The 22,952-nt window shown below is 70.0% G+C and carries 26 protein-coding genes; 7 read left to right on the forward strand and 19 right to left on the reverse strand.

Going from position 1 to position 22,952, the window contains the following annotated elements:
* Window position 1 precedes the first annotated feature (1 nt).
* Window positions 2-1,684 carry a cytochrome c oxidase subunit I gene (gene ctaD / locus AB0F44_RS13490; protein ID WP_350661549.1) on the reverse strand — a complete coding sequence of 561 codons (1,683 nt, stop codon included), beginning with the start codon at window positions 1,682-1,684 and terminating at the stop codon, window positions 2-4.
* Entirely contained in the window at window positions 1,681-2,571 is an 891-nt protein-coding gene (locus tag AB0F44_RS13495; protein WP_350661551.1) for a cytochrome c oxidase subunit II, read from the reverse strand. Before AB0F44_RS13495 ends, ctaD begins: the two co-directional genes overlap by 4 nt.
* Window positions 2,572-2,746: 175 nt before the next feature.
* Here AB0F44_RS13495 and AB0F44_RS13500 point away from each other — a divergent pair, with 175 nt between their 5' ends.
* Window positions 2,747-3,856 carry an aminotransferase class V-fold PLP-dependent enzyme gene (locus tag AB0F44_RS13500; protein WP_357356119.1) on the forward strand — a complete coding sequence of 370 codons (1,110 nt, stop codon included), beginning with the start codon at window positions 2,747-2,749 and terminating at the stop codon, window positions 3,854-3,856.
* Window positions 3,853-4,089, forward strand: coding sequence for a sulfurtransferase TusA family protein (locus AB0F44_RS13505; protein WP_350718914.1), 237 nt, complete (start codon window positions 3,853-3,855; stop codon window positions 4,087-4,089). Before AB0F44_RS13500 ends, AB0F44_RS13505 begins: the two co-directional genes overlap by 4 nt.
* Window positions 4,090-4,188: 99 nt before the next feature.
* Here AB0F44_RS13505 and AB0F44_RS13510 read toward each other — a convergent pair whose 3' ends face one another.
* Window positions 4,189-5,172: a carbohydrate kinase family protein gene (locus tag AB0F44_RS13510; protein ID WP_357356121.1), complete on the reverse strand. Its 984-nt coding sequence runs from the start codon at window positions 5,170-5,172 to the stop codon at window positions 4,189-4,191.
* A gap of 119 nt (window positions 5,173-5,291) precedes the next feature.
* On the opposite strand from AB0F44_RS13510, the gene AB0F44_RS13515 reads away from it, so the two are divergent.
* Window positions 5,292-5,507 (forward strand): hypothetical protein, encoded by a 216-nt coding sequence (locus AB0F44_RS13515; RefSeq protein ID WP_357356123.1) that lies wholly within the window; start codon window positions 5,292-5,294, stop codon window positions 5,505-5,507.
* Between the two features lie 91 nt (window positions 5,508-5,598).
* On the opposite strand, the gene AB0F44_RS13520 is transcribed toward AB0F44_RS13515, so the two are convergent.
* Complete coding sequence (locus AB0F44_RS13520) at window positions 5,599-6,195, reverse strand: TetR/AcrR family transcriptional regulator (RefSeq protein WP_357356125.1); 597 nt, start codon at window positions 6,193-6,195, stop codon at window positions 5,599-5,601.
* Window positions 6,196-6,281: 86 nt separating this feature from the next.
* Here AB0F44_RS13520 and AB0F44_RS13525 point away from each other — a divergent pair, with 86 nt between their 5' ends.
* The gene (locus tag AB0F44_RS13525) at window positions 6,282-7,709 is read left to right on the forward strand and encodes an MFS transporter (RefSeq protein ID WP_357356127.1); all 1,428 of its coding nucleotides are present in this window, start codon (window positions 6,282-6,284) and stop codon (window positions 7,707-7,709) included.
* A 76-nt stretch (window positions 7,710-7,785) separates the two neighbouring features.
* Here AB0F44_RS13525 and erpA read toward each other — a convergent pair whose 3' ends face one another.
* On the reverse strand, window positions 7,786-8,139 hold the full coding sequence (gene erpA / locus AB0F44_RS13530) for an iron-sulfur cluster insertion protein ErpA (protein WP_350661565.1): 354 nt from the start codon (window positions 8,137-8,139) through the stop codon (window positions 7,786-7,788).
* Window positions 8,140-8,203: 64 nt separating this feature from the next.
* Window positions 8,204-9,289, reverse strand: a complete 1,086-nt coding sequence (locus AB0F44_RS13535; RefSeq protein WP_357356129.1) for a glycerate kinase — start codon at window positions 9,287-9,289, stop codon at window positions 8,204-8,206.
* Window positions 9,290-9,383: 94 nt separating this feature from the next.
* On the opposite strand from AB0F44_RS13535, the gene AB0F44_RS13540 reads away from it, so the two are divergent.
* Entirely contained in the window at window positions 9,384-10,433 is a 1,050-nt protein-coding gene (locus AB0F44_RS13540; RefSeq protein WP_357356131.1) for a DUF695 domain-containing protein, read from the forward strand.
* Window positions 10,434-10,496: 63 nt separating this feature from the next.
* Window positions 10,497-11,669 (forward strand): quinolinate synthase NadA, encoded by a 1,173-nt coding sequence (gene nadA, locus AB0F44_RS13545; RefSeq protein ID WP_357356133.1) that lies wholly within the window; start codon window positions 10,497-10,499, stop codon window positions 11,667-11,669.
* A gap of 33 nt (window positions 11,670-11,702) precedes the next feature.
* Here the strand turns inward: nadA and AB0F44_RS13550 are convergent, their stop codons facing one another.
* The 11 genes from AB0F44_RS13550 to AB0F44_RS13600 all read right to left on the reverse strand — a co-directional run bounded on the left by AB0F44_RS13550 (window position 11,703) and on the right by AB0F44_RS13600 (window position 21,388).
* Window positions 11,703-12,344 carry a response regulator transcription factor gene (locus AB0F44_RS13550; protein WP_357356178.1) on the reverse strand — a complete coding sequence of 214 codons (642 nt, stop codon included), beginning with the start codon at window positions 12,342-12,344 and terminating at the stop codon, window positions 11,703-11,705.
* On the reverse strand, window positions 12,341-13,573 hold the full coding sequence (locus tag AB0F44_RS13555; RefSeq protein WP_357356135.1) for a histidine kinase: 1,233 nt from the start codon (window positions 13,571-13,573) through the stop codon (window positions 12,341-12,343). The genes AB0F44_RS13550 and AB0F44_RS13555 overlap by 4 nt, the downstream gene beginning before the upstream one ends.
* Window positions 13,574-13,590: 17 nt before the next feature.
* Window positions 13,591-14,940: an FtsX-like permease family protein gene (locus AB0F44_RS13560; RefSeq protein WP_357356137.1), complete on the reverse strand. Its 1,350-nt coding sequence runs from the start codon at window positions 14,938-14,940 to the stop codon at window positions 13,591-13,593.
* The gene (locus tag AB0F44_RS13565) at window positions 14,940-15,707 is read right to left on the reverse strand and encodes an ABC transporter ATP-binding protein (RefSeq protein WP_357356139.1); all 768 of its coding nucleotides are present in this window, start codon (window positions 15,705-15,707) and stop codon (window positions 14,940-14,942) included. Before AB0F44_RS13565 ends, AB0F44_RS13560 begins: the two co-directional genes overlap by 1 nt.
* Before the next feature lie 110 nt (window positions 15,708-15,817).
* Window positions 15,818-17,239, reverse strand: a complete 1,422-nt coding sequence (locus AB0F44_RS13570; protein ID WP_357356140.1) for an ATP-binding protein — start codon at window positions 17,237-17,239, stop codon at window positions 15,818-15,820.
* Window positions 17,236-17,961 (reverse strand): response regulator transcription factor, encoded by a 726-nt coding sequence (locus tag AB0F44_RS13575; RefSeq protein WP_350661580.1) that lies wholly within the window; start codon window positions 17,959-17,961, stop codon window positions 17,236-17,238. The genes AB0F44_RS13570 and AB0F44_RS13575 overlap by 4 nt, the downstream gene beginning before the upstream one ends.
* A gap of 60 nt (window positions 17,962-18,021) precedes the next feature.
* Window positions 18,022-18,795 carry a class I SAM-dependent methyltransferase gene (locus AB0F44_RS13580; protein WP_357356142.1) on the reverse strand — a complete coding sequence of 258 codons (774 nt, stop codon included), beginning with the start codon at window positions 18,793-18,795 and terminating at the stop codon, window positions 18,022-18,024.
* Window positions 18,796-18,812: 17 nt separating this feature from the next.
* Window positions 18,813-19,412 (reverse strand): hypothetical protein, encoded by a 600-nt coding sequence (locus tag AB0F44_RS13585; RefSeq protein WP_357356144.1) that lies wholly within the window; start codon window positions 19,410-19,412, stop codon window positions 18,813-18,815.
* A 10-nt stretch (window positions 19,413-19,422) separates the two neighbouring features.
* Window positions 19,423-20,331: a zinc metalloprotease HtpX gene (gene htpX, locus AB0F44_RS13590; RefSeq protein ID WP_357356146.1), complete on the reverse strand. Its 909-nt coding sequence runs from the start codon at window positions 20,329-20,331 to the stop codon at window positions 19,423-19,425.
* Window positions 20,331-20,609, reverse strand: coding sequence for a hypothetical protein (locus tag AB0F44_RS13595; protein ID WP_357356148.1), 279 nt, complete (start codon window positions 20,607-20,609; stop codon window positions 20,331-20,333). Before AB0F44_RS13595 ends, htpX begins: the two co-directional genes overlap by 1 nt.
* Complete coding sequence (locus AB0F44_RS13600) at window positions 20,606-21,388, reverse strand: PspA/IM30 family protein (RefSeq protein ID WP_357356150.1); 783 nt, start codon at window positions 21,386-21,388, stop codon at window positions 20,606-20,608. Before AB0F44_RS13600 ends, AB0F44_RS13595 begins: the two co-directional genes overlap by 4 nt.
* Before the next feature lie 185 nt (window positions 21,389-21,573).
* Here AB0F44_RS13600 and AB0F44_RS13605 point away from each other — a divergent pair, with 185 nt between their 5' ends.
* Entirely contained in the window at window positions 21,574-22,158 is a 585-nt protein-coding gene (locus AB0F44_RS13605) for a DUF3043 domain-containing protein (protein WP_355017994.1), read from the forward strand.
* Here the strand turns inward: AB0F44_RS13605 and AB0F44_RS13610 are convergent.
* Window positions 22,149-22,541, reverse strand: a complete 393-nt coding sequence (locus tag AB0F44_RS13610) for a hypothetical protein (protein WP_357356152.1) — start codon at window positions 22,539-22,541, stop codon at window positions 22,149-22,151. The two genes, AB0F44_RS13605 and AB0F44_RS13610, sit on opposite strands and share 10 nt — an antisense overlap.
* Complete coding sequence (locus tag AB0F44_RS13615) at window positions 22,541-22,885, reverse strand: STAS domain-containing protein (protein WP_357356153.1); 345 nt, start codon at window positions 22,883-22,885, stop codon at window positions 22,541-22,543. Before AB0F44_RS13615 ends, AB0F44_RS13610 begins: the two co-directional genes overlap by 1 nt.
* Between the last annotated feature and the right edge of the window lie 67 nt (window positions 22,886-22,952).

A 22,952-nucleotide genomic window follows, 5' to 3' on the forward strand; every position in this document is an offset into this window, starting at 1 on the left:
CTCAGCCTTCCTTGTTGGAGCTGGTGGAGGCGAGATCGTCCTCATCGTGTTCCAGCGCGGCGATCTCCGGGTGGTGGAGGTCGAAGGCCGGGGACTCCGAGCGGATCTTCGGGATGGAGACGAAGTTGTGGCGCGGCGCGGGGCAGGCGGTGGCCCACTCCAGCGAGCGGCCCCAACCCCAGGGGTCATCCACCTCGACCTTGGGGGCGTTGCGGGAGATGTAGAGGTTGTAGAAGAAGGGCAGCATCGACAGGCTCAGCAGGAAGGCACCCACCGTCGAGAACTGGTTCAGGAAGGTGAACCCGTCGCTGGGCAGGTAGTCGGCGATGCGTCGCTGCATGCCCTCGACACCGAGCCAGTGCTGGACCAGGAAGGTCGCGTGGAAGCCGACGAACAGCAGCCAGAAGTGGACCTTGCCGAGGCGCTCGTCGAGCATCCGGCCGGTCATCTTCGGCCACCAGAAGTAGAAGCCGGCGAACATCGCGAACACGACGGTTCCGAAGACCACGTAGTGGAAGTGCGCGACCACGAAGTAGGAGTCGGAGACCTGGAAGTCGAGCGGCGGGCTCGCCAGGATGATGCCGGTCAGACCACCGAAGAGGAAGGTCGTCAGGAAGCCGATCGACCAGAGCATCGGGGTGTCGAAACTGACCGATCCACCCCACATCGTGCCGATCCAGTTGAAGAACTTCACGCCTGTGGGCACCGCGATCAGGAAGGTCATGCCTGAGAAGAACGGCAGGTTGACCGCGCCGGTGACGAACATGTGGTGCGCCCACACCGCCACCGAGAGGATCGCGATACCGAGGGTCGCGGCGACCAGACCGACGTAGCCGAAGATCGGCTTGCGGCTGAAGACCGGGAGGATCTCGGAGATGATGCCGAAGAACGGCAGCGCGATGATGTAGACCTCGGGGTGACCGAAGAACCAGAACAGGTGCTGCCACAGGATCGGGCCACCATGGGCGGCGTCGAAGACGTGGGAGCCGAACTGGCGGTCGGACTCGAGCATCAGCAGCGCGGCCGCGAGGATCGGGAAGGCGATCAGCGCGAGGAGCGCGGTGACCAGGGTGTTCCAGGTGAAGATCGGCATCCGGAACATGGTCATGCCCGGCGCCCGCATGCAGATGATCGTGGTGATGAAGTTGACCGAGCCGAGGATCGTGCCCAGACCGGCCATGTAGAGACCCATGATCCACAGGTCGCCACCGACACCCGGCGAGTACTGCGCGCTGGAGAGCGGCGTGTAGGCGAACCAGCCGAAGTCGGCCGCACCGGTCGGGGTGAGGAAGCCGCTGGCCGCGATCAGGCTGCCGAAGAGGTAGAGCCAGTAGCTGAACATGTTGAGCCGCGGGAAGGCGACGTCAGGCGCGCCGATCTGCAGCGGCATGATCACGTTGGAGAAGCCGAAGAACAGCGGCGTCGCGAAGAGCAGCAGCATGATCGTGCCGTGCATCGTGAACAGCTGGTTGAACAGCTCGTCGTTGACGACCTGCTGTCCCGGGAAGGCCAGCTCCGAGCGCATCAGCAGCGCCATCAGGCCGCCGATCAGGAACCAGACGAACGACGTGACCAGGTACATCTTGCCGATCAGTTTGTGATCGGTGGTGGTCAGCAGCTGGTAGATCTGCGTTCCGAGCGGCTTGCGGCCCTCGGTGACCGGGCGCGCAGCGGTGGCGGTCACTCGCCCTCCTCCTCGTGGGTGGGGATGTCGTCGGCGGGGCGGGTGGACTTGCCACCACCGAGCAGCGGGCGCTCGGCCTCGAAGCCGTTCTGCGCCAGCGTGTCGACGTAGGACTTGTAGTCGCTCTCGGAGACGATCGCGACCTTGAAGATCATCCGGGCGTGGTAGACGCCGCAGAGCTCGTAGCAGGCGCCGCGGAACGTGGTGCCCTCGATGAGGTCCTCCGCGCTCGGGTCGAAGGTGGCCGTGGCCTCCTTCGTGGTGATCGAGTAGTGGTTCACCCGACCCGGGATGACGTCCATCTTCATGCCGAAGTCCGGGACACCGAAGTTGTGGATGACGTCGGCCGAGCGCAGGTTGAACCGCGTGGTGGTCTTCTCCGGGAGGACCAGCGTCGGGATGTGCGAGCCGGTGCCCACGACGTAGCCGTAGCTGTCGTAGGCGAACTCGTCGTCGACGAGGTTCTCGTCCGCGCTCACGTCGGGCTCACCGATGCCGTGGTTGAAGGTCCACTGCCACTGCTGGCCGGTCACCTCGATCACGTTGGTCGGGTTGCCGTTGTCCAGCATCTCGTTCTGGACCTTGACGGTGTGGTCGAAGAACACGATCACCATCAGGACCGGGGCGATCGTGTAGAAGATCTCCAACGGCAGGTTGTAACGCGTCTGGACCGGGACGTCGGCGTCGCTGCGGCGCCGGTAGCGCCAGATCGCCCAGAAGATGAGCCCCCAGGTCAGGACACCCGTGATCAACGCGGCGATCCATGCGCCCTGCCACAGGGCGAGGTTGTGATCCCCCTGCTCAGAACGTGGCTCGGGGAAGCCGAAACGCGCCGCCTCGTCCGAACAGCCACTCAGCAGGAGGGCGCCGGCCGTCAGCGTCGCCACCAGCGCACCACGTCGGGCGCGGGCGTGGGACGGAGTCGTTCCGGCCCCTGGCAAGTGCAGACCCACTACGAGCCTCTCTCTCATGCGAACACTCAGATGTCGGCAGACTACCGCGAGCGCCTCCGGATTCATCTTCAGGGGTTCCTCATGTCGCGTATGGCTACCGTTGGGTTCTGTGACCGACCGCTTCACCTACCTCGACGCCGCATCGGCCGAACCGCTCCATCCCGCCGCGCGGGAAGTGCTGCTCGCCGCGACGGAGCAGGGGTACGCCGACCCCCGCCGCCTCCACCGGCCGGCGCGTAACGCCGGGCTGCTGCTCTCGAACGCCCGCGAGGTCGTCGCCGAGGCGTTGGGGGTGCGTCGAGATGAGGTGCTTTTCACATCGTCGGGGACCGCCGCCGTGCATTCTGGCCTGCTTGGGCTCGGGTCACGTGGCATCGGTCACACTGCTGTCGAGCACCAGGCAGTCATCGACGCCGCCCGATGGTCGCAGCGCTCCCCCGTCACCGAGCTGGCCGTCGACGGCGAGGCCCGGGTCGAGGTGGCCGCCGTAGGTGACGCGGTGCTGTCCGGAGCCGTCGACGTGATCGCCGTCCAGCAGGCCAACCACGAGGTCGGCACGCTCCAGCCCCTCGACGAGGTCGCCTCCGCCGCCGGCCCGGCTGCACTCTTCGTCGATGCCGGCGCCGCCATGGGGCGGCTGCCGCTGCCCTCGGTCGGAGACGCGATCGCCGGCTCCGCCCGCAAGTGGGGTGGCCCCGGCGGCGTGGGAGTGCTGGTCGTACGCCGGTCCGCCCGGTGGCGCTGGCCGTTCCCGGGCGATGAGTGGTCGCGTACGGATCAGGGGTTCACGAACATCCCCGGGGCCCTGGCGGCCGCGGCGGCGCTCCAGGCGGTCGTCGCCGAGCGCGAGGAGGTCAACGCTCGCCAGCACGAGCTGGTCGCGCTGGTCAGGGAACGCGTCAGGACGGAGATCCCTGACGTTGACGTCGCCGGGCCCGCCGAGGACCGGCTCCCCCACCTGGTGACCTTCTCGGCGCTGTACGTCGACGGCGAGGCGCTGGTGACCGCGCTGGACCGCATCGGCGCCGGCGTTGCCAGCGGCTCGGCCTGCACCTCCGACACCCGCGAGCCCTCTCGCGTGCTTGCTGCCATGGGAGCGCTGACACACGGTAACGTTCGGCTATCGCTGACCCGCGACACGACGCGAGAGGATGTGGAGCGCGTGCTCGACGCACTGCCCGGGATCGTCAAGGACCTACGCGCCGAGGCCGGGCTGTGAGCGCGCCGACCGTCACCCTCGACTGCCGCGGCCAGGCCTGCCCGCGCCCGATCATCGAGCTCGGCCGCCACCTCGGCGACGTCGAGGTCGGCGAGGTCATCGCCGTCGCGGCCGACGACGTGGCAGCCCACCACGACGTACCCGCCTGGGCCCGCATGCGCGGCCAGGAGTTCGTCGGCGAGGTGGAAGCAGAAGACGGCGTACCCGTCTATCGGATACGCCGTCTGAGCTGAGCGGTAGGAATACCCGGTTAACCGGGCCTCTACAAATTTCTCAGGCTGAACTTCTCAGGCGTTGCATTGCCAGAGAAGTGCAGGAATTGCCTGAGAAGTTCAGGCCTTGATGTGCGGCGCGATCTGGTCCGCGGCGGTGTCGCCGTAGGACTCGCGGACCCGGGCGACGAACTCCTCGGCGGTGAAGGAGTACTCCTGCGGGCCGACGGTCTCGACGCAGTAGGCGGCGAGGACGCAGCCGACCTCGGCGGCCTGCTCGAGCTCGCAGTCCCAGGCCAGCGCGGCCAGGAAGCCGGCCCGGAAGGCGTCGCCGACTCCGGTGGGCTCGACGGCGTTGACGTTCTTCGCGGCCGGCAGCTCGATCGCGTCCTCGCCCTTGCGCTGGATGCGTACGCCGTCCTTGCCGAGGGTGGTGACCTGGGTGCCGACGCGCGCCAGGACCTCGTCGGCGGACCAGCCGGTCTTCTGCTGGAGGACGTGCGACTCGTACTCGTTGGTGAACAGGTACGCGGCACCGTCGACGAGCTCGCGGATGAGCTCGCCGTCGCCGAAGGCGAGCTGCTGGCTCGGGTCGGAGATGAAGATGTAGCCGCGCTGGCGCGCCTCCTGGGTGTGGCGCTTCATCGCGTCGGGGTCGTCCGGCGCGATCAGCACGAACGACGGCTCGCCGACCTTGTCGGCGATCGGGCCGAGCTCGATCTCGCGCGCCTCGGCCATCGCACCCGGGTAGAAGCTGGCGAACTGCGCCATCGCGGTGTCGGTGGTGCACACGAACCGCGCGGTGTGCAGCGTCTCGGAGACGTGCAGGTGGTCGCAGTTGACGCCGTGGCGCTCGAGCCAGGAGCGGTAGTCGGCGAAGTCCTCGCCGACCGCGCCCACGAGCACCGGCGCCAGGCCGAGGTTGGCCAGGCCGAAGGAGATGTTGGCGCCGACGCCACCGCGGCGGATCTCGAGGTCGTTGACCAGGAAGCTCACCGAGAGCTTGTCGAGCTGGTCGGCGACCAGCGAATCGGCGAACTTTCCGCCGAAGCTCATCAGGTGGTCAGTGGCGATGGAGCCTGCGATCAGGAGTGAACCGGACATGCGCGGAACCCTACCGGCGAGACCTCGGGCGACGTTAAGGCTCGACCGTAGACAGAAGATGAAATATTACCGCTGAGTCGGCCTTCTGCTACCCGTTGGTAGTGCTTACCGTCGTTTGCATGACAGCCATGCGCGTTCCGTACGACGACCTCGACAGCACCGCGCAGCTCTGCGCCGACTGCGCCGCCGCCGACAGCGCGCTTCGTCTGCCCGCGCCACGGGTGCGCGAAGCAGCCCGACCGGCCCCCGCCGTACGGATGCAGGCCCGCGAGCCTGGCCACACCGCGATGCTCGAGGCCTGCGGACACGTCGCCGACGACCTCGCCCTGACCTGAGTCGGACGCCGCCGCGACCGCGTGTCGTGGCTGCCCGAAGACATGAGAGCCCCTGTCACGCACAGGGGCTCTCGTCATGTCCAAGACCCGGTCAGTCCCTCGTGGTCACCCCGTCCAGGGCGAGGTCGAGAAGCCTCGCGGCGCGGTCTGGGCCGGCAGCCCGGTCACGGCTGACGACCCAGGCGATCCCGGCGGCGAGATCGAAGACCTCGTCCATGCGTACGTCCGGCCGGATGTCTCCGGACTCCTGCGCCCGGGCGAGCAGTGTCCGGGTCGTCTCCTGCATGTGGTCACAGGTCACCCCGAGCAGCGACCCCTCCCGGCCGGCAGCGTCGAGCACGCTGCCCGGGAGTCCCCCGTAGGTGCTGATCTGCGCGATCGTCGCCAGCAGCCACTCCCGCAGGGCCGTCAGCGGCTCATCGGCCCCGGCGAGCTCGGTGCCCCGCTTGTGCACCGCCGCCATGTTCTCCGCGAGCGCCGCGGAGATGAGCTCGTCGCGCGTCGGGAAGTGCCGATAGAGCGTCGCGTTCCCGACCCCCGCGGAACGGGCGATCTCGTCGATCGAGGTGTCGACGCCGTAGCGCGCGAAAGCCGCTCGCGCCGCCTCGATGACGGCGTCGTAGTTGCGGCGCGCATCCGCCCGCTTCGGCCGCCTGCTCTCCCAGTCGGTGATCTCGGTCGCAGTCATCATTACCCCTTGACAATAACCGGGGACTATCCCCACATTTGAAATGGGGAGTCCCCCTGGTTCCGATGATAGCGAGGTACGAAGACATGACAGAGCTTCACGAGGCACGGACCGGAAACAGAGCCGGAAGCAGAGCCGGTGCCCGCGGCGGAGGTTGGGCGGTGGCGGCGGTGGTGACGTGTCAGCTGATGCTGATGGTCGACGGCGTGATCGTCACCGTCGCCCTGCCCTACATCCGGGAGGAGTTCGGGCTCAGCGCGGTCGGCCTGTCGTGGGTCGTCTCCGCCTATGCCCTGGCGTTCGCGGGGTTCCTCCTGGTCAGCGGACGGCTCGGGATGATGTTCGGACCCCGCCGCGTACTCCTGGCGGGCGCGGCGGTCTTCGTGGTGGCCTCCGCAGCCGGAGGGCTCGCCCCGTCCGGGGAGCTGCTGATCGCAGCTCGCGCCGTGCAGGGCGTCGGCGCCGCGCTGGCCGGGCCGGCGATCATGGTGCTGCTGGTCGCGAACACCGAGGAAGGGCCGCAACGACTTCGCGGGATGTCGTGGTTCATCATCGGCTCCAGCCTGGGCAGCTGCCTCGGCCTCGTCGCCGGGGGCGTACTGACCGTGGCCCTCGACTGGCGCTGGGTGATGCTGATCAACGTGCCCGTCGGGGCCGCGGTCATCGTGGGGACCGTGGCCTTCGTCCGAGAGGCCGACCGGACACCCGGACGCCTGGACGTCCCCGGCGCGCTCGCCTCCGCAGTCACCATGGTCGCCCTGGTGCACGGGCTCACCCGAGCGGGCCAGGAGGGTTGGGGCGACCCGGTCGTGCTCGGCTCGCTGGCTCTCGCGCTGCTCGCCCTGGTCGTCCTGGTCGCTGTGGAATCACGCGCGGCACACCCCGTCGTACCGCTCCGGCTTCTCCGCGGCGCTCGCCGCGCCGTGCCCTATGCGGGCATGCTCCTGGTGCCGGCGATGATGATCGGGTTCTTCACGTTCTCGGTGCTCTTCCTGCAGGACGTACGCCACTTCGACGCCCTCGAGGCCGGGTTGGCCTACCTCCCGTGGGGAGCGTCGGTGATCATCGGTGCCCGGCTGGTGCCGGCGCTGGTGGCCCGCATCGGCGACCGCGGCACGATCGTTCTCGGGATCGCCCTCGGCCTGGCCGGGCTGGTCGCGTTCGTACTGCTCGCCGCCGATGCCCCGCTGTGGGCCGGCGTCCTGCTGCCGTGCTTCGTCTTCGGCTTCACCGCGCCGTTCTTCTTCACCCCGGCCAGCGCCGCGATCATGGCGGCCGCCGAGGGTGAGGACTCCGGTGCCGCCGCCGGGATGTTCCAGGCGATGCAGCAGCTCGGCGGGGCGATCGGCGTCGCGACGCTCACCGCCGTGTTCACCAGCCGCTCCGCAGCGGGCGTCGAACCGGCGATGGAGACCGCGATGCTCGCCTCCACCGCCTTCGGGATCGTGCTCCTCGTGCTGGCCCTGGCGACGCCCGCGTTCGCCGGTCGCCGGCCCGTACCGGTCGCTGCCTGATCGTCACCGAACGCGCGAGCGCCCCTGTCCGAGTCGGACAGGGGCGCTCGCGCTGATGCTCAGTGGCTGTGCTGACTCAGTGGAACGAGTCGCCGCAGGCGCAGGAGCCGGTGGCGTTGGGGTTGTCGATGGTGAACCCCTGCTTCTCGATGCTGTCCACGAAGTCGATCATGGCGCCGTTGAGGTAGGGAACGCTCATCCGGTCGACGACGACGGAGACACCGTCGAAGTCGGTGACGACGTCACCATCGAGGGTGCGCTCGTCGAAGAAGAGCTGGTAGCGCAGGCCGGAGCAGCCACCGGGCTGCACCGAGATGCGCAGGCTGAGGTCGTCTCGGCCTTCCTGCTCCAGGAGGCTCTTCACCTTCGAAGCGGCAACGTCGCTCACGTTGATGGAGTCTTCGCGGCGTTCGGTCGTCTGCTCGGTCATGTAGCTGGGCTCCCTGTGCGTGGGTGCGGGTGTGTCTTAAGGCTCAATCGTCGCACATCATCGGTTATTCCCGCTGGTCGGCGGACCACGTCCGGGCCACCCTGGCGGCGACCTGGACCAGGGAGTCGTACGCCTGGCCGAGCGCCTGCTCCTCGCCGACGATGTCCACGAGCGAATAGGCGGCGTCGATCCCGAGCGTACGCATCTCCCGCCCGCTCATGCTGACCTTGCCCGCCAGCACGATGCAGGGCCGCAGCGCCTGCTCGGCCAGCTTCGCCACCCCGGCCGGCACCTTCCCGGCCGCGCTCTGCGGGTCGAAGGACCCCTCACCGGTGATCACCAGGTCGGTCCGGGAGGCCAGCTCGGGCAGCCCCAGCAGGTCGGCGACGACGTCGAACCCCGGCCGCCGGGTGGCGCCGAGCAGCAGCAGCGCGAACCCGATCCCGCCGGCCGCTCCCGCGCCCTTCTCGGTCGCGGTCTTGCGCGACGTGGCGGCGGCCAGGTCCTGGAGCGCACCGTCCCAGCGGGGCATCGTCTCCTCGGCCAGCCCCTTCTGCGCGCCGTAGACCTTGATCGCGCCGAAGAGTCCGGTCAGCGGGTTGTCCACGTCGCTGGCGATCACGATCTCGAGGCCCAGCGGCTCAGGGAGCGTGACCTCGGTGATGCCCTCGAGCCCGGCGACACCGGCATCGAGCGGCCGGTCCGCGGTGGCGCCGAGCGCGGCGAGCAGGCCCGCTCCCCCGTCACTTGTGCCCGAGCCGCCGAGGCCGACCACGACTCTGCTCGCTCCGGCGTCACGGGCAGCGAGGAGCAGCTGGCCCACTCCGTACGAGCTCGCCTGCTCGGCCCCCTTCCCGCCGGTCAGGTGCAGGCCGGCGGCCTGGGCCGACTCGACGTAGGCGGTCTCGCCGTCGACCAGCACCTGCGCGGTCACCGGCTCACCGTGCGGGCCCCTGACCTCGACCTCGTGGAGGTCGCCGCCGAGGACCTCGTGCAGCAGCTCGAGGAAGCCCGGTCCGCCGTCCGCCATCGGCGCGAGCGAGAGCTCGTCGCGGGGCGCCGTACGCCGCCAGCCCTCCGCGATCGCGGCGGCCGCCTGGGCGGCGGTGAGCGTGCCTGCGTACTTGTCGGGGGCGATCAGCACTCGCATGGCCGAAACCTACCCGCGCCCGGAAGGTCCAGGTGTCCCGCCTGACGTTTTCGGAGTCGTAACCATTCCGCATGCGTCGCGTTAAGGTCGTTTCGTGCGGATCTTCGGGCGGCGCGGGGCCGGCGACTCAGAGACCAGGCGGATCAATGGCTTCTGGACCTGGTGGGCCCAGAAGGGCGCTCTGGCCTGTGGTGCTGCGCTCGACGCCGACGACCAGGAGGCTCTCGTCACGCTGCTGGCCAGGCGGGTCGACGCGATCGAGGCGGGCCTGAGCTGGGAGGTCGGACCCGGGCCATTGGGCGGCCGACTGCTGGTCGTCTCGGCCGGCGGCAACCCGGACCATCGCGCGCTGGCACGCCGCTGGCTGCTCGCCGCCCCCGAGCCCGACGGCGTCTCGCCCTGGGAGTTCAGCGACCAGCGCCCACCCGTCGACGACCCGGTCGAGGCGGTCCTCACCACGCCTTCGGGTGACGCGATCCGGCTCGCCGACGTGCTGGTCGCCGCCCGGCAGAACGGCGCCCACTTCGACCTCGACCTCTTCCACCCGGCCTTCCCCGACCTCGCTGACGACGCTCGCCTCCAGGTCGCGTTCCACGCCCTCGACACGACGCTGGGCGAGTCCAGCACGGAGCTGTGGATCGGCGAGGTCGAGACCACCACCGCCCGCCCCCGCGACGGCTTCGGCCTCGACGGGCTGCGCGTCGCCGTACGCAACCTCCGCAAGGAGTACGTCGACCCCGACGGCAACCCGGCCTGGGTGCTGCTCCACGGGGAGAGCCCCCAGGGGCCGGTGATCGCGAGCGCGGTCGTGCCGCTACACCCGGTCACCGCACCCAATCTGACCCATCACGTCGGCGTGATGGTCCCCTACGTCGGCTTCGCCGAGCGTGGCCTCCCCTCGCCCGACGCCCTGCGCGAGCTCGGCCAGCTCGAGGACCGGCTCGCCTCGACCCTCGGCCCCGACGGCCGCGTCGTGGCTCACGAGACGACCAACGGCGTACGCCTTCTCCACGCCTACGTCGACCCCACCACCTCCGCCCCACAACGGCTCGAGGAGACGGTCGGCGGCTGGGTCCACGGAGACGTCGTCACCCGGGTCGACACCGACCCGGGGTGGGATGCCGTGCGCCCGCTGCGTGCTTGATCCGTACCACCATGTGACCCATGCCACCGGGCCGCCGAGCCCTCGACATGTATTATCGTCATCATGACGACTGTCGACCTCCCGCTGCTCCCCCTGGGGCGCGGCACCGACCTGAACTCCGAGCGTGGCGTCGAGTGTCCCGGCGATCTGCCGGCCGCCTCCGACCCCGACCTGGTTGCACGCGCGCTCGCCGCCAAGGAGAAGCTGGGCGAGAAGGTGTTCATCCTCGGGCACCACTACCAGCGCGACGAGGTCGTCCAGTTCGCTGACGTGATGGGCGACTCCTTCAAGCTCGCCCGCGACGCGGCCGCGCGGCCGGACGCGGAGTACATCGTCTTCTGCGGCGTACACTTCATGGCCGAGTCGGCCGACATCCTCACCTCGCCGTCGCAGGCGGTCATCCTCCCCGACCTCGCGGCCGGGTGCTCGATGGCCGACATGGCGCGGCTGGGCCAGGTCGAGAAGGCCTGGGAGGCGCTCTCGGAGGCCGGCGTGGCCGAGCAGGTCGTGCCGGTGACGTACATGAACTCCTCCGCCGACATCAAGGCGTTCTGCGGACGTCACGACGGCGTCGTGTGCACCTCCTCCAACGCGCAGGCCGTGCTGGAGTGGGCCTTCGACCAGAAGGAGAACGCCAAGGTCCTCTTCTTCCCCGACCAGCACCTCGGCCGCAACACCGCCGTGCTCAAGCTCGGTATGTCCCTGGGCGACTGCGTGGTCTGGGACCCGCTCAAGCCCGGTGGCGGCCTCAGCGCCGAGGAGCTGCGGGCGGCGAAGGTGATCCTGTGGAAGGGCCACTGCTCGGTCCACGGCCGCTTCTCCCCCGACACCATCGACGACCTGCGCGCCGAGATCCCGGGTGTGCAGATTCTGGTCCACCCCGAGTGCCAGCACGAGGTCGTCCTCAAGGCCGACCTGGTCGGCTCGACCGAGTTCATCATCTCGACCATCGAGGCCGCTCCCGCCGGGTCGGCCTGGGCGATCGGCACCGAGCTCAACCTGGTCAAGCGCCTCGCCAACGCCCACCCCGACAAGCGGATCGTCTTCCTCGACCGCACCGTCTGCTACTGCTCGACGATGAACCGCATCGACCTCCCCCACCTCGTCTGGGCCCTCGAGTCCCTCGTCGAGGGTCAGGTCGTCAACCGCATCGAGGTCGACCCCGACACCGAGCGCTACGCCAAGCTCGCCCTGCAGCGCATGCTCGACCTCCCTGGCAAGACGCAGGAGGACTGACACTGTCCGCCCGGCGCCGAAGTGGGCGCCGGGTCAGGTGTCGTTGAGCCAGGCCAGGACGGCGAGCACGCGACGGTTGTCGTCGCTCGCCTGGGGCAGGTCGAGCTTGGTGAAGATCGAGCTGATGTGCTTGCCGACCGCCTTCTCGGTGACGAAGAGCCGGGCGGCGATGGCGGCGTTGGAGCGCCCCTCGGCGATCAGCGTCATCACCTCCCGCTCACGCTCGGTGAGCCGGTCGAGCGGGCGTTCCCGGCGGGTGAGGAGCGCGGCGACGACCTCCGGGTCGAGGACGGTCCCGCCGCCGGCGACCTGGCGCACCGCCCCGAGGAAGGCGTCGACGTCGGCGACGCGGTCCTTGAGCAGGTAGCCGACCGCGCCCTCTCCCCCGGCGAGCAGGTCGCGCGCGTAGAGCGGCTCGACGTACTGGCTCAGCACCAGCACCGGAAACCCCGACCGCGCCTGTCTGACCTCGATCGCGGCGGAGATGCCCTCGGTGGTGAACGACGGCGGAAGACGTACGTCGACCACCGCCGCGTCCACATCCGGCCGGAGCAGGGCCCGGGCCAGGGCGGGCGCGTTGTCGACGGCCTCGACGACCTCGATCCCGCCCGCCTCGAGGATCCGGGTGAGGCCGACGCGGAGCAGCGCCTGGTCCTCGGCCAGGACCACCCTCAGATCCGGCAAGGCACCTCCAGCGTGATCAGGGTCGGTCCGCCGGAGGGGCTCTCGACCTCGACGGTGCCGTCGAAGGCGGCCAGTCTGGATGCGACCCCGGCGAGCCCCTGTCCGGTCGCGTCGGCGCCGCCGCGGCCGTTGTCGCCTACCACGATCCGCAGCCGCTGCCCGTTGTGGCTGCCGCGTACGAATGCCCGGTCGGCACCAGAGTGCTTGACCGCGTTGGCCAGACACTCGGCCACCGCGAAGTAGGCCGCCGACTCGACCGGGTCGGGCAGGCGCCCGGGCAGCTCGATGGCGACGGTGACCGGCAGCGGCAGCCCGGCGGTGATGGCCTGGACTGCTCCCACGAGGCCACGGTCGGCGAGCACCGGCGGCAGGATGCCGCGTACGACTCCACGCAGGTCCTCCAGCGCGGACACCGTGGTCTCGCGGGCCTCGCGCAGCAGCGCGGCGGCGGCGTCCGGGTCGCTCGCCATCAGCTTCTCGGCGAGCCCGACGCTCATTCCGACGGCGGCGATCCTGGCCTGGGCACCGTCGTGGAGGTCACGCTCGATGCGGCGCAGCTCGGCCGCCGAGTGATCCAGCGTCTCGGCACGGGTCGACTCGACCTTCTCCACCCTGGCGGCCAGCGTTGCGACGTCCCCCTGACCGAAGATGCCACGCTCGGCCAGAGCCCGTGCCCGGACGAGGCCCGGGGTCGTCACCCACCAGACCAGCAGCAGCGGGCCGGTGAGCAGGAGCAGCATCCAGGCCACCCAGGTGATGCCGGTCAACGCCAGGATCAGCCAGGTCAGCGGTACGGTCAGGAACGCCGCTGGCAGCAGGGAGAGCACGAAGCCCCCGGTCGCCGAGAAGCAGCAGAAGGCGAAGTCGCGCCACCGCGCCTTGTCCCGGAGCCACCGGAACGGCCGGGTGAGGACCGGCAGCGCACTCAGGTCCGCGTACGTCTCCGGGATGGTCTCCCCGAGGAGCATCCCGCTCACCCGGCGATGCACCCCGGCGACGGCCTGGGTGGCCGGCACCGCGCCCAGGGCGATCGCGATGCCGACCCCGAACACCAGCCCGAGCGGGATCGAGAGCACGGTGAGGATCGCCAGCACCAGGGCTGGCGCCATCATCAGGGCATAGCCCAGCGACACTCCGGTCAGCCGGAGCCGCTCGACCAGCGCCTGCCCGCTGAACGGCTCCGGTCGCACGGTCCGGATCGGTGCATCCCACTCGGTCATCAGGAGTGAGTGTGACATCAGCGGGCGCCGGACGTCGTGCGTAATGCCCGGCTCGTCGCGCCGGCCGCGGAGGCCAGCGTGAGCGCCACGGCACCGGCGATCAGCAGAGGCGGCAGCCAGAGCTGTGCGTCGGGGACCAGACCCTCACCCCGGACGTAGGCGAACGGGACGATCGTCGCCTGAGCGGCGAGCAGACCGATGACGGTGCCGACAGCGGCGACCACACCGGCCTCGGCGAGGATCGAGCCGCGCACCTGACCGGGAGTGGCGCCGAGCAACCGCAGCCTGTGCAGCTCCAGGCGCCGGTCGGCGAGGAGGGCGGCGAAGGCGTTGACGACCATGATCGCGGCGAACGCGCAGATCATCGCGGTGACCACGTTGTTGAGCAGGTTGATCGTCTCGTAGCCCTCGGTGACCTCCGGCGGCAGGCCGGTGGGCAGCGTACGCTGGTCGATCCCGACCAGCATCAGGATGCTGACCGCGGCCGCGGAGAGCACCATCACCGGGGCGAGCACCCCGGCGAGCAGGTGGGACCTCCGTGAGGTGTTGTACGCCGCCAGGTGCCCGCTCGTGCCGCCCAGCAGCGGCCGCAGCACCCAGCTCCCAGCCCGCAGCAGGAGCGGTGCCAGGGCAGCGAGACCCACCGCGACCAGCAGTCCGAGGGAGCCGGTCATCGCCATCGCGTCGTACGGGTCGGCGGCATCCTTGCCCGCGACCATGGTCATCACGACCATGCTCGTGGCGTGGCCGACGGCGACCACGGCCACCACCCAACGCCACCAGGCGATCCGCCCCGTGCCCGACCTGGCCTCGGAGAGGGCGACCGTCGCCGGCCCCCGGGAGGCACGTGACCCGGCCAGGCCGGAGGCGGCCAGGGAGACGAGCAGGAGCAGGACGACGGTCGCAGCGAGCGCGATCCAGCCGCCCGAGTGGGCGACCTGCTCGCTGACGACGCCACCGGACTGCAGCAGGTCGAGGAGCGCCCGGCTGGTCAGGCTCGCCACGACGGCGCCGAGGACTGCGGCGACGAGCGCGACCACGAGCGTCTCCGCCCGGACCAGCGTGCGGACCTGGCGAGGCTCGGCGCCGACGGTGCGCAGCAGGCCGATCTCGACCTCGCGCTGGCGGACGGTGATCCCGACGGTGGAGACGATCGAGAAGAGCGCGATGACGGTGCCCCACGCACCGACCACTCCCCCAAGGACGAGCAAGGTCTCCCGCTCGGCGCTCGGCGTGCCGGAGTCGAGCGCGATCTGGATCAACGGGGTGAACGAACCCATCACTGCCGTGCCCAGCAGGATCGCGAGGAAGGTCGCGGTCATGGCGGTCGCGCGGTGGCGCAGCGAGCGCAGTGCCAAGGTCAACATCACACCATCTCCCGCTCGGCCCGGGCGGTGAGCTCGTCGAGATGCGCCATCTGGCCGGCGACGGCCTCGGCGGCGGGGTTGTCCATCCGCCCCACGGCGCGGCCGTCGACGAGGAAGACCACGCTGTCCGCGTACGCGGCGGCGACCGGGTCGTGGGTCACCATCACCACGGTCGCCCCGAGCTCGCGGACGAGACTGCGGAGCAGGGCGAGCACCGAGGCGGCGGTGTGGGAGTCGAGGGCTCCGGTGGGCTCGTCGGCGAGCACGATGTCGGGACCGGTCACCAGCGCCCGGGCGATCGCGACCCGCTGCTGCTGACCGCCGGAGAGCTGTGCCGGCAGGTGACCGGTGCGATCGCCCAGGCCGACGCGGTCGAGCAGCTCGCTGATCCGGCGGCGGGCGGCCGCGTCGATCCGGCCGCCGGCCAGCCGCAGCGGCAGCGCGACGTTCTGCTCGGCGGTGAGGTAGGGCAGCAGGTTGAAGCCCTGGAAGACGAACCCGATCCGCTCACGGCGCAGCCTGGTCCGGCGTGCCTCGGTCAGCTCGGTGACGTCCTGGCCGGCGATGACGACCCGGCCGCCTGTCGGCTGCTCCAGCGCTCCGGCGCAGGTCAGGAAGGTGGACTTGCCGGAGCCCGAGGGGCCCATCACGGCGGTGAACGTGCCCGGCGCGCAGGCCAGGTCGAGCCCGTTGAGTGCGGCCACAGCGGCCGCGCCGGTGCCGTAGGTCCTGGTGAGGCCGGTGACCTCGAGGGCGGGTGTGGTCATTGGGATGGCTCCTGGGTTTCGGGTGGCTGATGTCACCCTTCGACGCTAAGGAACCCGCCGCTCACCGACGATGGGCTCAAGGAGCCGACCCGGGTGGGGAAAACCCCACCTCATCCCTTCGACCGAGGGAGGCGTACGGCGATGGTGGTGTCGCCCGGGGCGCTGGTGAGGGTCACGGTGCCGCCGTGGGAGGTGACGATGGCGTGGACGATCGCGAGGCCGAGACCGGCGCCGCCGTCGCGCTGACGAGCCTCGTCGGCGCGGGTGAAGCGCTCGAAGGCGTGCGGGACCAGGGCCGGCGGGAAGCCGGGGCCGTCGTCGTGGACGTCGAAGCCGTCAGGACGTACGCGGACGGTGACCGTGGTGCCGGCGGGCGTGTGCCGGCGCTCGTTGGTGAGCAGGTTGCTGATCACCTGGTGGAGGCGCTGGGCGTCGCCGGTGACGATCACCTCGACGTCACCGGAGTCGGCCTCGGCAGGCAGCTCGAGCCGCCAGGTGTGCGACGGGGCGACGACGCGGGCGTCGTCGACGGCCTCCAGGAGCAGCCGGGTGAGGTCGACCAAGTCGCGGGCGAGCGGGCGGCCCTGGTCGAGGCGCGCGAGCAGGAGCAGGTCCTCGACCAGCGCGGTCATCCGCAGCGACTCCTCCTCGACCTTGCCCAGGGCCGTCGGGACCGCTTCGGGCCGCTGCTGGGCCAGCTCGGTGTAGCCGCGGATGGTGGTCAGCGGGGTGCGCAGCTCGTGGGAGGCGTCGGCGACGAACTGGCGTACCTGCTGCTCGCTGCGGTGACGCTCGGCCAGCGAGGTCTCGACGTGGTCGAGCAGCGAGTTGAGCGCGGCGCCCACCTGCCCGACCTCGGTGTCCTCGTCGGTGAGCCGCTCGGGCACCCGTTGGGTCACCGAGACCTCCCCGGAGGAGAGCGGTAGCGCGGCGACGGTGTGCGCGGTCGCGGCGACCTCGCGCAGCGGGCTGAGCTGGCGGCGTACGACGACGTAGCCGGCGCCCGCGGCGGCCAGGACGCCCAGCAGGGTCAGCAGCGCCTCCCAGAAGACGAGGCTCTCGATCGTGTTGTCGACCTCGGCGGTCGAACGGCCGGTGACGACGACCACCGCCTGACCAGTGTTCTTGTTCAGGACGGCCTGTGCGATCACCCGGTAGGTGCCACGACCGGGCAGGTCGACGTCGTGGGCACGGGCGTCGACGCTCACCGCGAGCAGCGCATCCAGGTCGGCGCTGGTGAGCTGCTCCTCCTCGTCCGGGTCGAAGTCACCGAGAGTGCCACGGGGCTCACCGTTCTCCGGAAACTCCGCGAAGACCGAGTTCGGCACCATGTTCAGGCGGACGCCAGGACCTGGGCCGGCGACACCATGAGCCATGTCGCGTACGTCTCGGTCGAGACGGTCCATCAACGTCTCGCGCAGCGCGAGCGTGGCGAAGGTGGCGATCAGGAGCGAGACGACCAGCACCAGGGAGACCGCGGTGATGACCAGGCGCGAGCTCAGCGGCGCGACCAGTCGCTGCAGCCGGATCACTCAGCTGCCTTCAGCACGTACCCCGCGCCGCGCATCGTGTGGATCATCGGGTCCCGGCCGGCGTCGATCTTCTTGCGCAGGTAGGAGATGTAGAGCTCGACGACGTTGGCCTGGCCGCCGAAGTCGTAGGACCAGACCCGGTCGAGGATCTGGGCCTTGGACAGCACCCGGCGCGGGTTGCGCATCAGGAACCGGAGCAGCTCGAACTCGGTGGCGGTGAGGGTGATCTCCTCCTCGCCACGGTGCACCTCGCGCGAGTCCTCGTCCATCGTCAGGTCGCCGACACGGATCACCGAGTGCTCCTCGACCCGGGTCGCGCCGGCCCGCCGCATCAGCCCACGCAGCCGGGCGACGAGCTCCTCGAGCGAGAACGGCTTGGTCACGTAGTCGTCACCGCCCGCGGTCAGCCCGGCGACCCGGTCCTCGACCGCGTCCTTGGCGGTGAGGAAGAGGACGGGTACGGACGGGTTGGTGGACCGGACCCGGCGCATGACCTCGAGCCCGTCGAAGTCGGGGAGCATCCAGTCGAGCACGATCGCGTCGGGAGCGGTCTCCTTCGCGGCGGCCACGGCCTTGGAGCCGGAGTGGGCCATGGTGATCTCCCAGCCCTCGAACCGCAGCGCCATCGCGATCAGCTCGGCGATGTTCACCTCGTCGTCCACGACGAGCACCCGCAGCGGCGAACCGTCGGCGCGGGTCAGGTCCTTTCCTCCAGCAGTCATGACCCCATCATGCGACTGTTTGCTGTGTGGTGCCTGTGAGGTCACTGTGGTGTGTTGATGTCACCGCTGACCGACGGCTCGGCGGGCCGTGTGGACCATCAGATCCGCACGCACCTCCACCTGCTCGGGAAGGACCGCGGACAGGTCGGCGAAGAGCGCGGACCTGTCGGCGGCCGGAAGGATCCGGATCGCGGAGATGGTGTCGAGGTGGCGCACGTAGTCCGCTCGAGCCAGGGTGAACCGGCGCGGCACTGCCCGCTGACGTACGTCGCTCAGCCGGCCGTCGGCCAGCATCTCGTCGCCGGGGAAGAGCATCAGCGCGTCCACCGCGGACGGCGGCGGCAGGTGCCGGCCCTCCGGGGCGTACGCCGCGATCGTCTCCTCCTCGACCGCCGCGACCTCGGCGTCCGCCAGCACGAACGGGCCGCCGAAGAAGGCCACCGCTCCCCCGTCGCGGACCAGGGCGGTGGCGAGGTCCCACCGCGTCGCCGGCGCCGTCCAGTGCCACGAGGCTGCCGCGTAGAGCAGGTCGAAGGGCTCGTAGGTCGCCGGGTCGATATCCTCCAGGGCGGCGCGCGCGGTGGTCACCGGCAGGCCGGCGCACTCGCGCCGGAGCACTTCGAGCATGTCGGCGTCGGGTTCGGTGGCGACCACCTCGATCCCGGCGGCCGCGAACGTCCGGGTCGCCTTTCCGGTGCCGGCGCCGATCTCGATCGCCCGTCGCACCGGGCCGTCGGCGACGTCGCTCACCAGCGCCACCAGATCGTCGGGGTAGCCGGGGCGGAATCGCTCGTAGTCCTCCGCGACCGCTCCGAAGCTCCGTGCCCGTTCCATGTCAGCCTCGGAACCGGTCACAGCCCGGGAGCTCCCCAGACGGCGAGCCAGCGGGAGAGGTCCTTCTCGACCGGTAGATCGCCCTCGATCGCGCTGCGGACGTTGATCTCGAGCAGGTTGTCGCGCTGCTGCGGGCCGGTCGGGACGAAGGGGTAGAAGGTGCCCTGCTTGTAGAGGTAGATCAGGCCGACGCTGCGCCCGTCGGCGCCCGCGCTGCTGTCACGGAAGGCGATCAGCGAGCACAGCAGCCCGGGGCCGAAGCCGTTCATCTCCAGGGTGGTGTTGACCGCGTGCAGGTCGGTGACCAGACCGGTGATGTCGGGGTTCTCCGGGTCCAGCGGCTCGTGGTCGACGCTGAGCCAGGTGAAGCCGAACTCGTCGACGCTGGTGGTCACCGTCGGCGCGCCCTCGGAGGCGCCGAGCAGCTCGACGATGTCGTTCTGCGTGCCGGCGAACCCTGACCCGGCCGCGGCTCGGTAGCAGACCGCGCCGTCGCCGGTCGGGACCAGCCCGAGCGAGGTCTGCATGGTGAGTGCGGCGGTCGGCACCGCGAACAGTGCGTCGAGATTGGCCTGCTTCGGTCGCGTACGACCCGTGATGACATCCCAGAAGCCCACGTCGCCGACCCTACTGCGTCGGGCGACCGAGCTCGGCCTCGATCCTGGCGAGCTGCTCCAGGCGTTGCTCCAGCGAGGGGTGGGTCGAGGTGAGCGTACGCAGCGACTGGCCGCTGATCGCCGGCGCGATGAAGAACGCGTTCATCGCCTGCGACGACCGCAGGTCGCGGCTCGGGATCGCGGAGATCTCACCGGTGATCTTCTGCAGCGCGCTGGCCAGCGCGCCCGGCTTCATGGTCAGCTGCGCGCCGGCGCGGTCGGCGGCCAGCTCGCGGTAGCGCGACAGCATCCGCAGCAGCAGCCAGGAGACGGCGTAGACGGCCAGCGAGACCAGCAGCACCACCAGCCACACCGGGAGACCGTTGTTGTTGTCGCGGCGGCCACCACCTGCGTACGCACCGTACTGGGAGCCGCGGCTCAGCATCCCGGCCACGATGCCGGCCGAGGAGGCGACCGTCATCACCAGCACGTCGCGGTGGGCGACGTGGGAGAGCTCGTGGGCGAGCACGCCCTCCAGCTCCTCGGCGGTGAGGCGCTGCATGATGCCGGTGGTCACCACGACCGCGGACCGCTTCGGCGAGCGGCCGGTGGCGAAGGCGTTGGGCATGTCGGTGTGCGCGATCCCGACCCGTGGCTTCGGCATGTCGGCCAGGGTGCACAGCCGGTCGATCATCGCGTGCAGCTCAGGCGCCTCCTGGGCCGACACCTCGCGCGCGCCCATGGCGCGCATCGCGAGGGTGTCGGAGGCGTACCACTGCCACCAGGCGATGCCGAGCCCGACGATGCCGATGATCGGCGCCCACTGCGCGGGCATGACGAACATCAGCGCCACGATGAGCCCGACGAACAGCGCGCCGAGCAGGAATATCACCGTGGTCATCCGGACGGTCAGCCCGGCATCACCCTGGAAGCGGGACATCAGCCGGGGATGAGGCCCTCGTCGCCAAGCATCTCGGAGACCTCGGCGAGCGTGGAGCCGGGTCCGGGAAGGATCAGGTCGGAGGAGTCGATCGCGTCGACCGGGTGGGCGGTGCCCATTGACCGTACGCCATCGAGCAGCGCCTCCAGGGCCGCGTCGAAGACGGCCTCGTCGGTGCCCTTGCAGGCGGTCTCGACCGCGGCGTCGAGCTCGTTGAGCTTGTCCACGGCGGCCTCGTCGAGGTCGTACTGCCCCTCGCCCAGGATGCGTACGATCACTGCTCGGCCTTCTTCTCGGTCGACTCCACGTCGATGACCGGCGCGTTGGCGTCGGCACCGGGCAGCGCCTGCGTCTGCTGCGGGGCGTTGAGGCCCTTGAGCGCGGCGAGCTCGGCCTCGACGTCGTTGGTCGAGCTGAGTGCGTCGAGCTGGCGGGTGATGTCGTCGGAGGGACCGGCGGTCAGGTCGTCGAGAGCACCGGAGGCGAGCAGCTCGTCGACGGCACCGGCGCGAGCCTGCATCTCGAGGGTCTTGTCCTCGGCACGCTGCATGGCCATGCCGACGTCGCCCATCTCCTCACCGATGCCGGAGATCGCCTCGTTGATGCGGGTCTGCGCCTCGGCGGCGGTGTAGGTCGCCTTGATGGTCTCCTTCTTGGTGCGGAAGGACTCCACCTTGGCCTGCAGCCGCTGCTGCGCGAGGGTGAGCTTCTCCTCCTCGCCCTGGAGGGTGCCCAGCTGGGTGTTGAGGTCGTTCATCTGCTGGGTGAGACCGCTCTTGCGCGTGAGGGCCTCGCGGGCGAGATCCTCACGGTTCATCTCGATGGCCTTCTGGGCCTGCTGGGTGAGCTTGTCGGACTGCTGCTTGAGCCCGTTGATCTGCAGCTCGACGCGTTTGCGGCTGGTCGCGACGTCCGCGACACCGCGGCGCACCTGCTGCAGCATCTGAAGCTGCTTCTGGTAGCTGTAGTCGAGCACCTCCCGTGGGTCCTCGGCCTTGTCGAGCGCCTTGTTTGCCTTCGCCTTGAAGACCAGGCTCAGCCGCTTCATCACACTCATCGGTTCCCTTTACGCCTCTCATATGCGGCCGACCGCCGGCCGCCCCGCGTCGTCGCTTGCCGCTGGACTCTCGTCGTCCTAGGACAAGTGTTGCCTCTCACCTTAGGCCGGGTCCACAAAACTCGCTGTCAGGGTCCTTCGGGATATCCTGTATGTGTCCCAGCCAACAGTAAGAGGTCCCTCCGTTGTTCGGTCGCAAGTCCCCCGCCCCGCAGGTCGTCGAGCCCGAGAACCCGGTCAAAGAGACCGGTAAGGGTCGTCCGACCCCTTCGCGCAAGGAAGCGGAGGCTGCCCGCAAGGCGCGCCTCAAGCAGCCGCGCTCTCGCAAGGAGATCAACGCCGCCAACCGCGCCCAGCGCTCCGAGCAGGGCGACAAGATGCGCCAGGCGATGAAGACTGGCGACGAGCGCTACCTTCCGCTGCGCGACAAGGGCCCGGTCAAGCGCTTCATCCGCGACTGGATCGACGCTCGGTTCACCTTCGCCGAGATCGTGCTCCCGGTGCTGATCATCGCGCTCGTGGTGCCCTACATCAGCCTCGAGCTGGCGATGTACTCCCAGCTCTTCACCCTCGTCGTGATGGCCACCGTGATCATCAACCTGATCGCGCTGCGCTTCCTGCTCCGCAAGGAGCTCAAGCGCCGCTTCCCCGACAACGACCTCAAGGGCACCACCTACTACGCGATCATGCGCTCGATCCAGATCCGCCCCCTGCGCCTGCCCAAGCCGCAGGTCAAGATCGGCACACAGCTCCCCGACGACTACCGCTGAGTCTCTGACCCGGGAGGGTCTTCGACCTCGCAGATCAAGCTGGCGCCGCCGGCGTGGCTCTGGAAGCTCCACCCGCTGGCCAGATCGGTGAGCTTGTCGGCGATGAAGGGCTCCGGTGCCGCCGCCGGCATCGAGGTGAGGGTCCAGACCGTGGAGAGCTCGACCCGGGTCGGCGTACGCCACGCCAGCTTGACCCAGATCTCGCCGGGCAGGTTCGAGATGGCCACATGGACGCCGAAGGCGGCGAGCACCTCGAGCCGGTTGGCGGCGCGGTCGCCGACGACCCGTGAGTCGGTCCACGCCCGTACCTGGCTCATCGCCTGATCCGGCGTCAGCAGATCGGCCGCATCCTCGCGGTCCGTCTCGTGGACGTGGTTGCTCATCAAGTGACCTTTCGGGTGGGGGCTGGAGCGGTCGGAGCCGTCCGGATGTCCCAGATGGTGTCGAGGCCGGCTCGTCGGAGCCGGCCGGCGAGCGCGGGATCGGCGTTGCGGAGGCGAAGGGGCACGCCCCGCGTCCCGCAGCGCCGCTTGGCCCAGAGCAGCGCCGCGACGGTCGTCGAGGAGAACCTGGTCAGACCTGCCAGGTCGACCACGACCGCCTCCGGACCGCCCGCGAGCATCTCCGCCAGGCGCCAGCGCAGGAGGTGGATCGCACGCAGGCAGGTGGCGTCCGAGAACGGGACGACGACGGTCTCGTCGACCGGGTAGAAGTCCCCCTCGCTCATGCCGTCCACAGTGCCCGCGGCGTATGGAGGGCCCTTCGCAGTTTCGTGTCAGTTTCGTGTCACTTGC

This window comes from Nocardioides sp. NPDC023903 (assembly GCF_040639295.1).
GTDB lineage: Bacteria > Actinomycetota > Actinomycetes > Propionibacteriales > Nocardioidaceae > Nocardioides.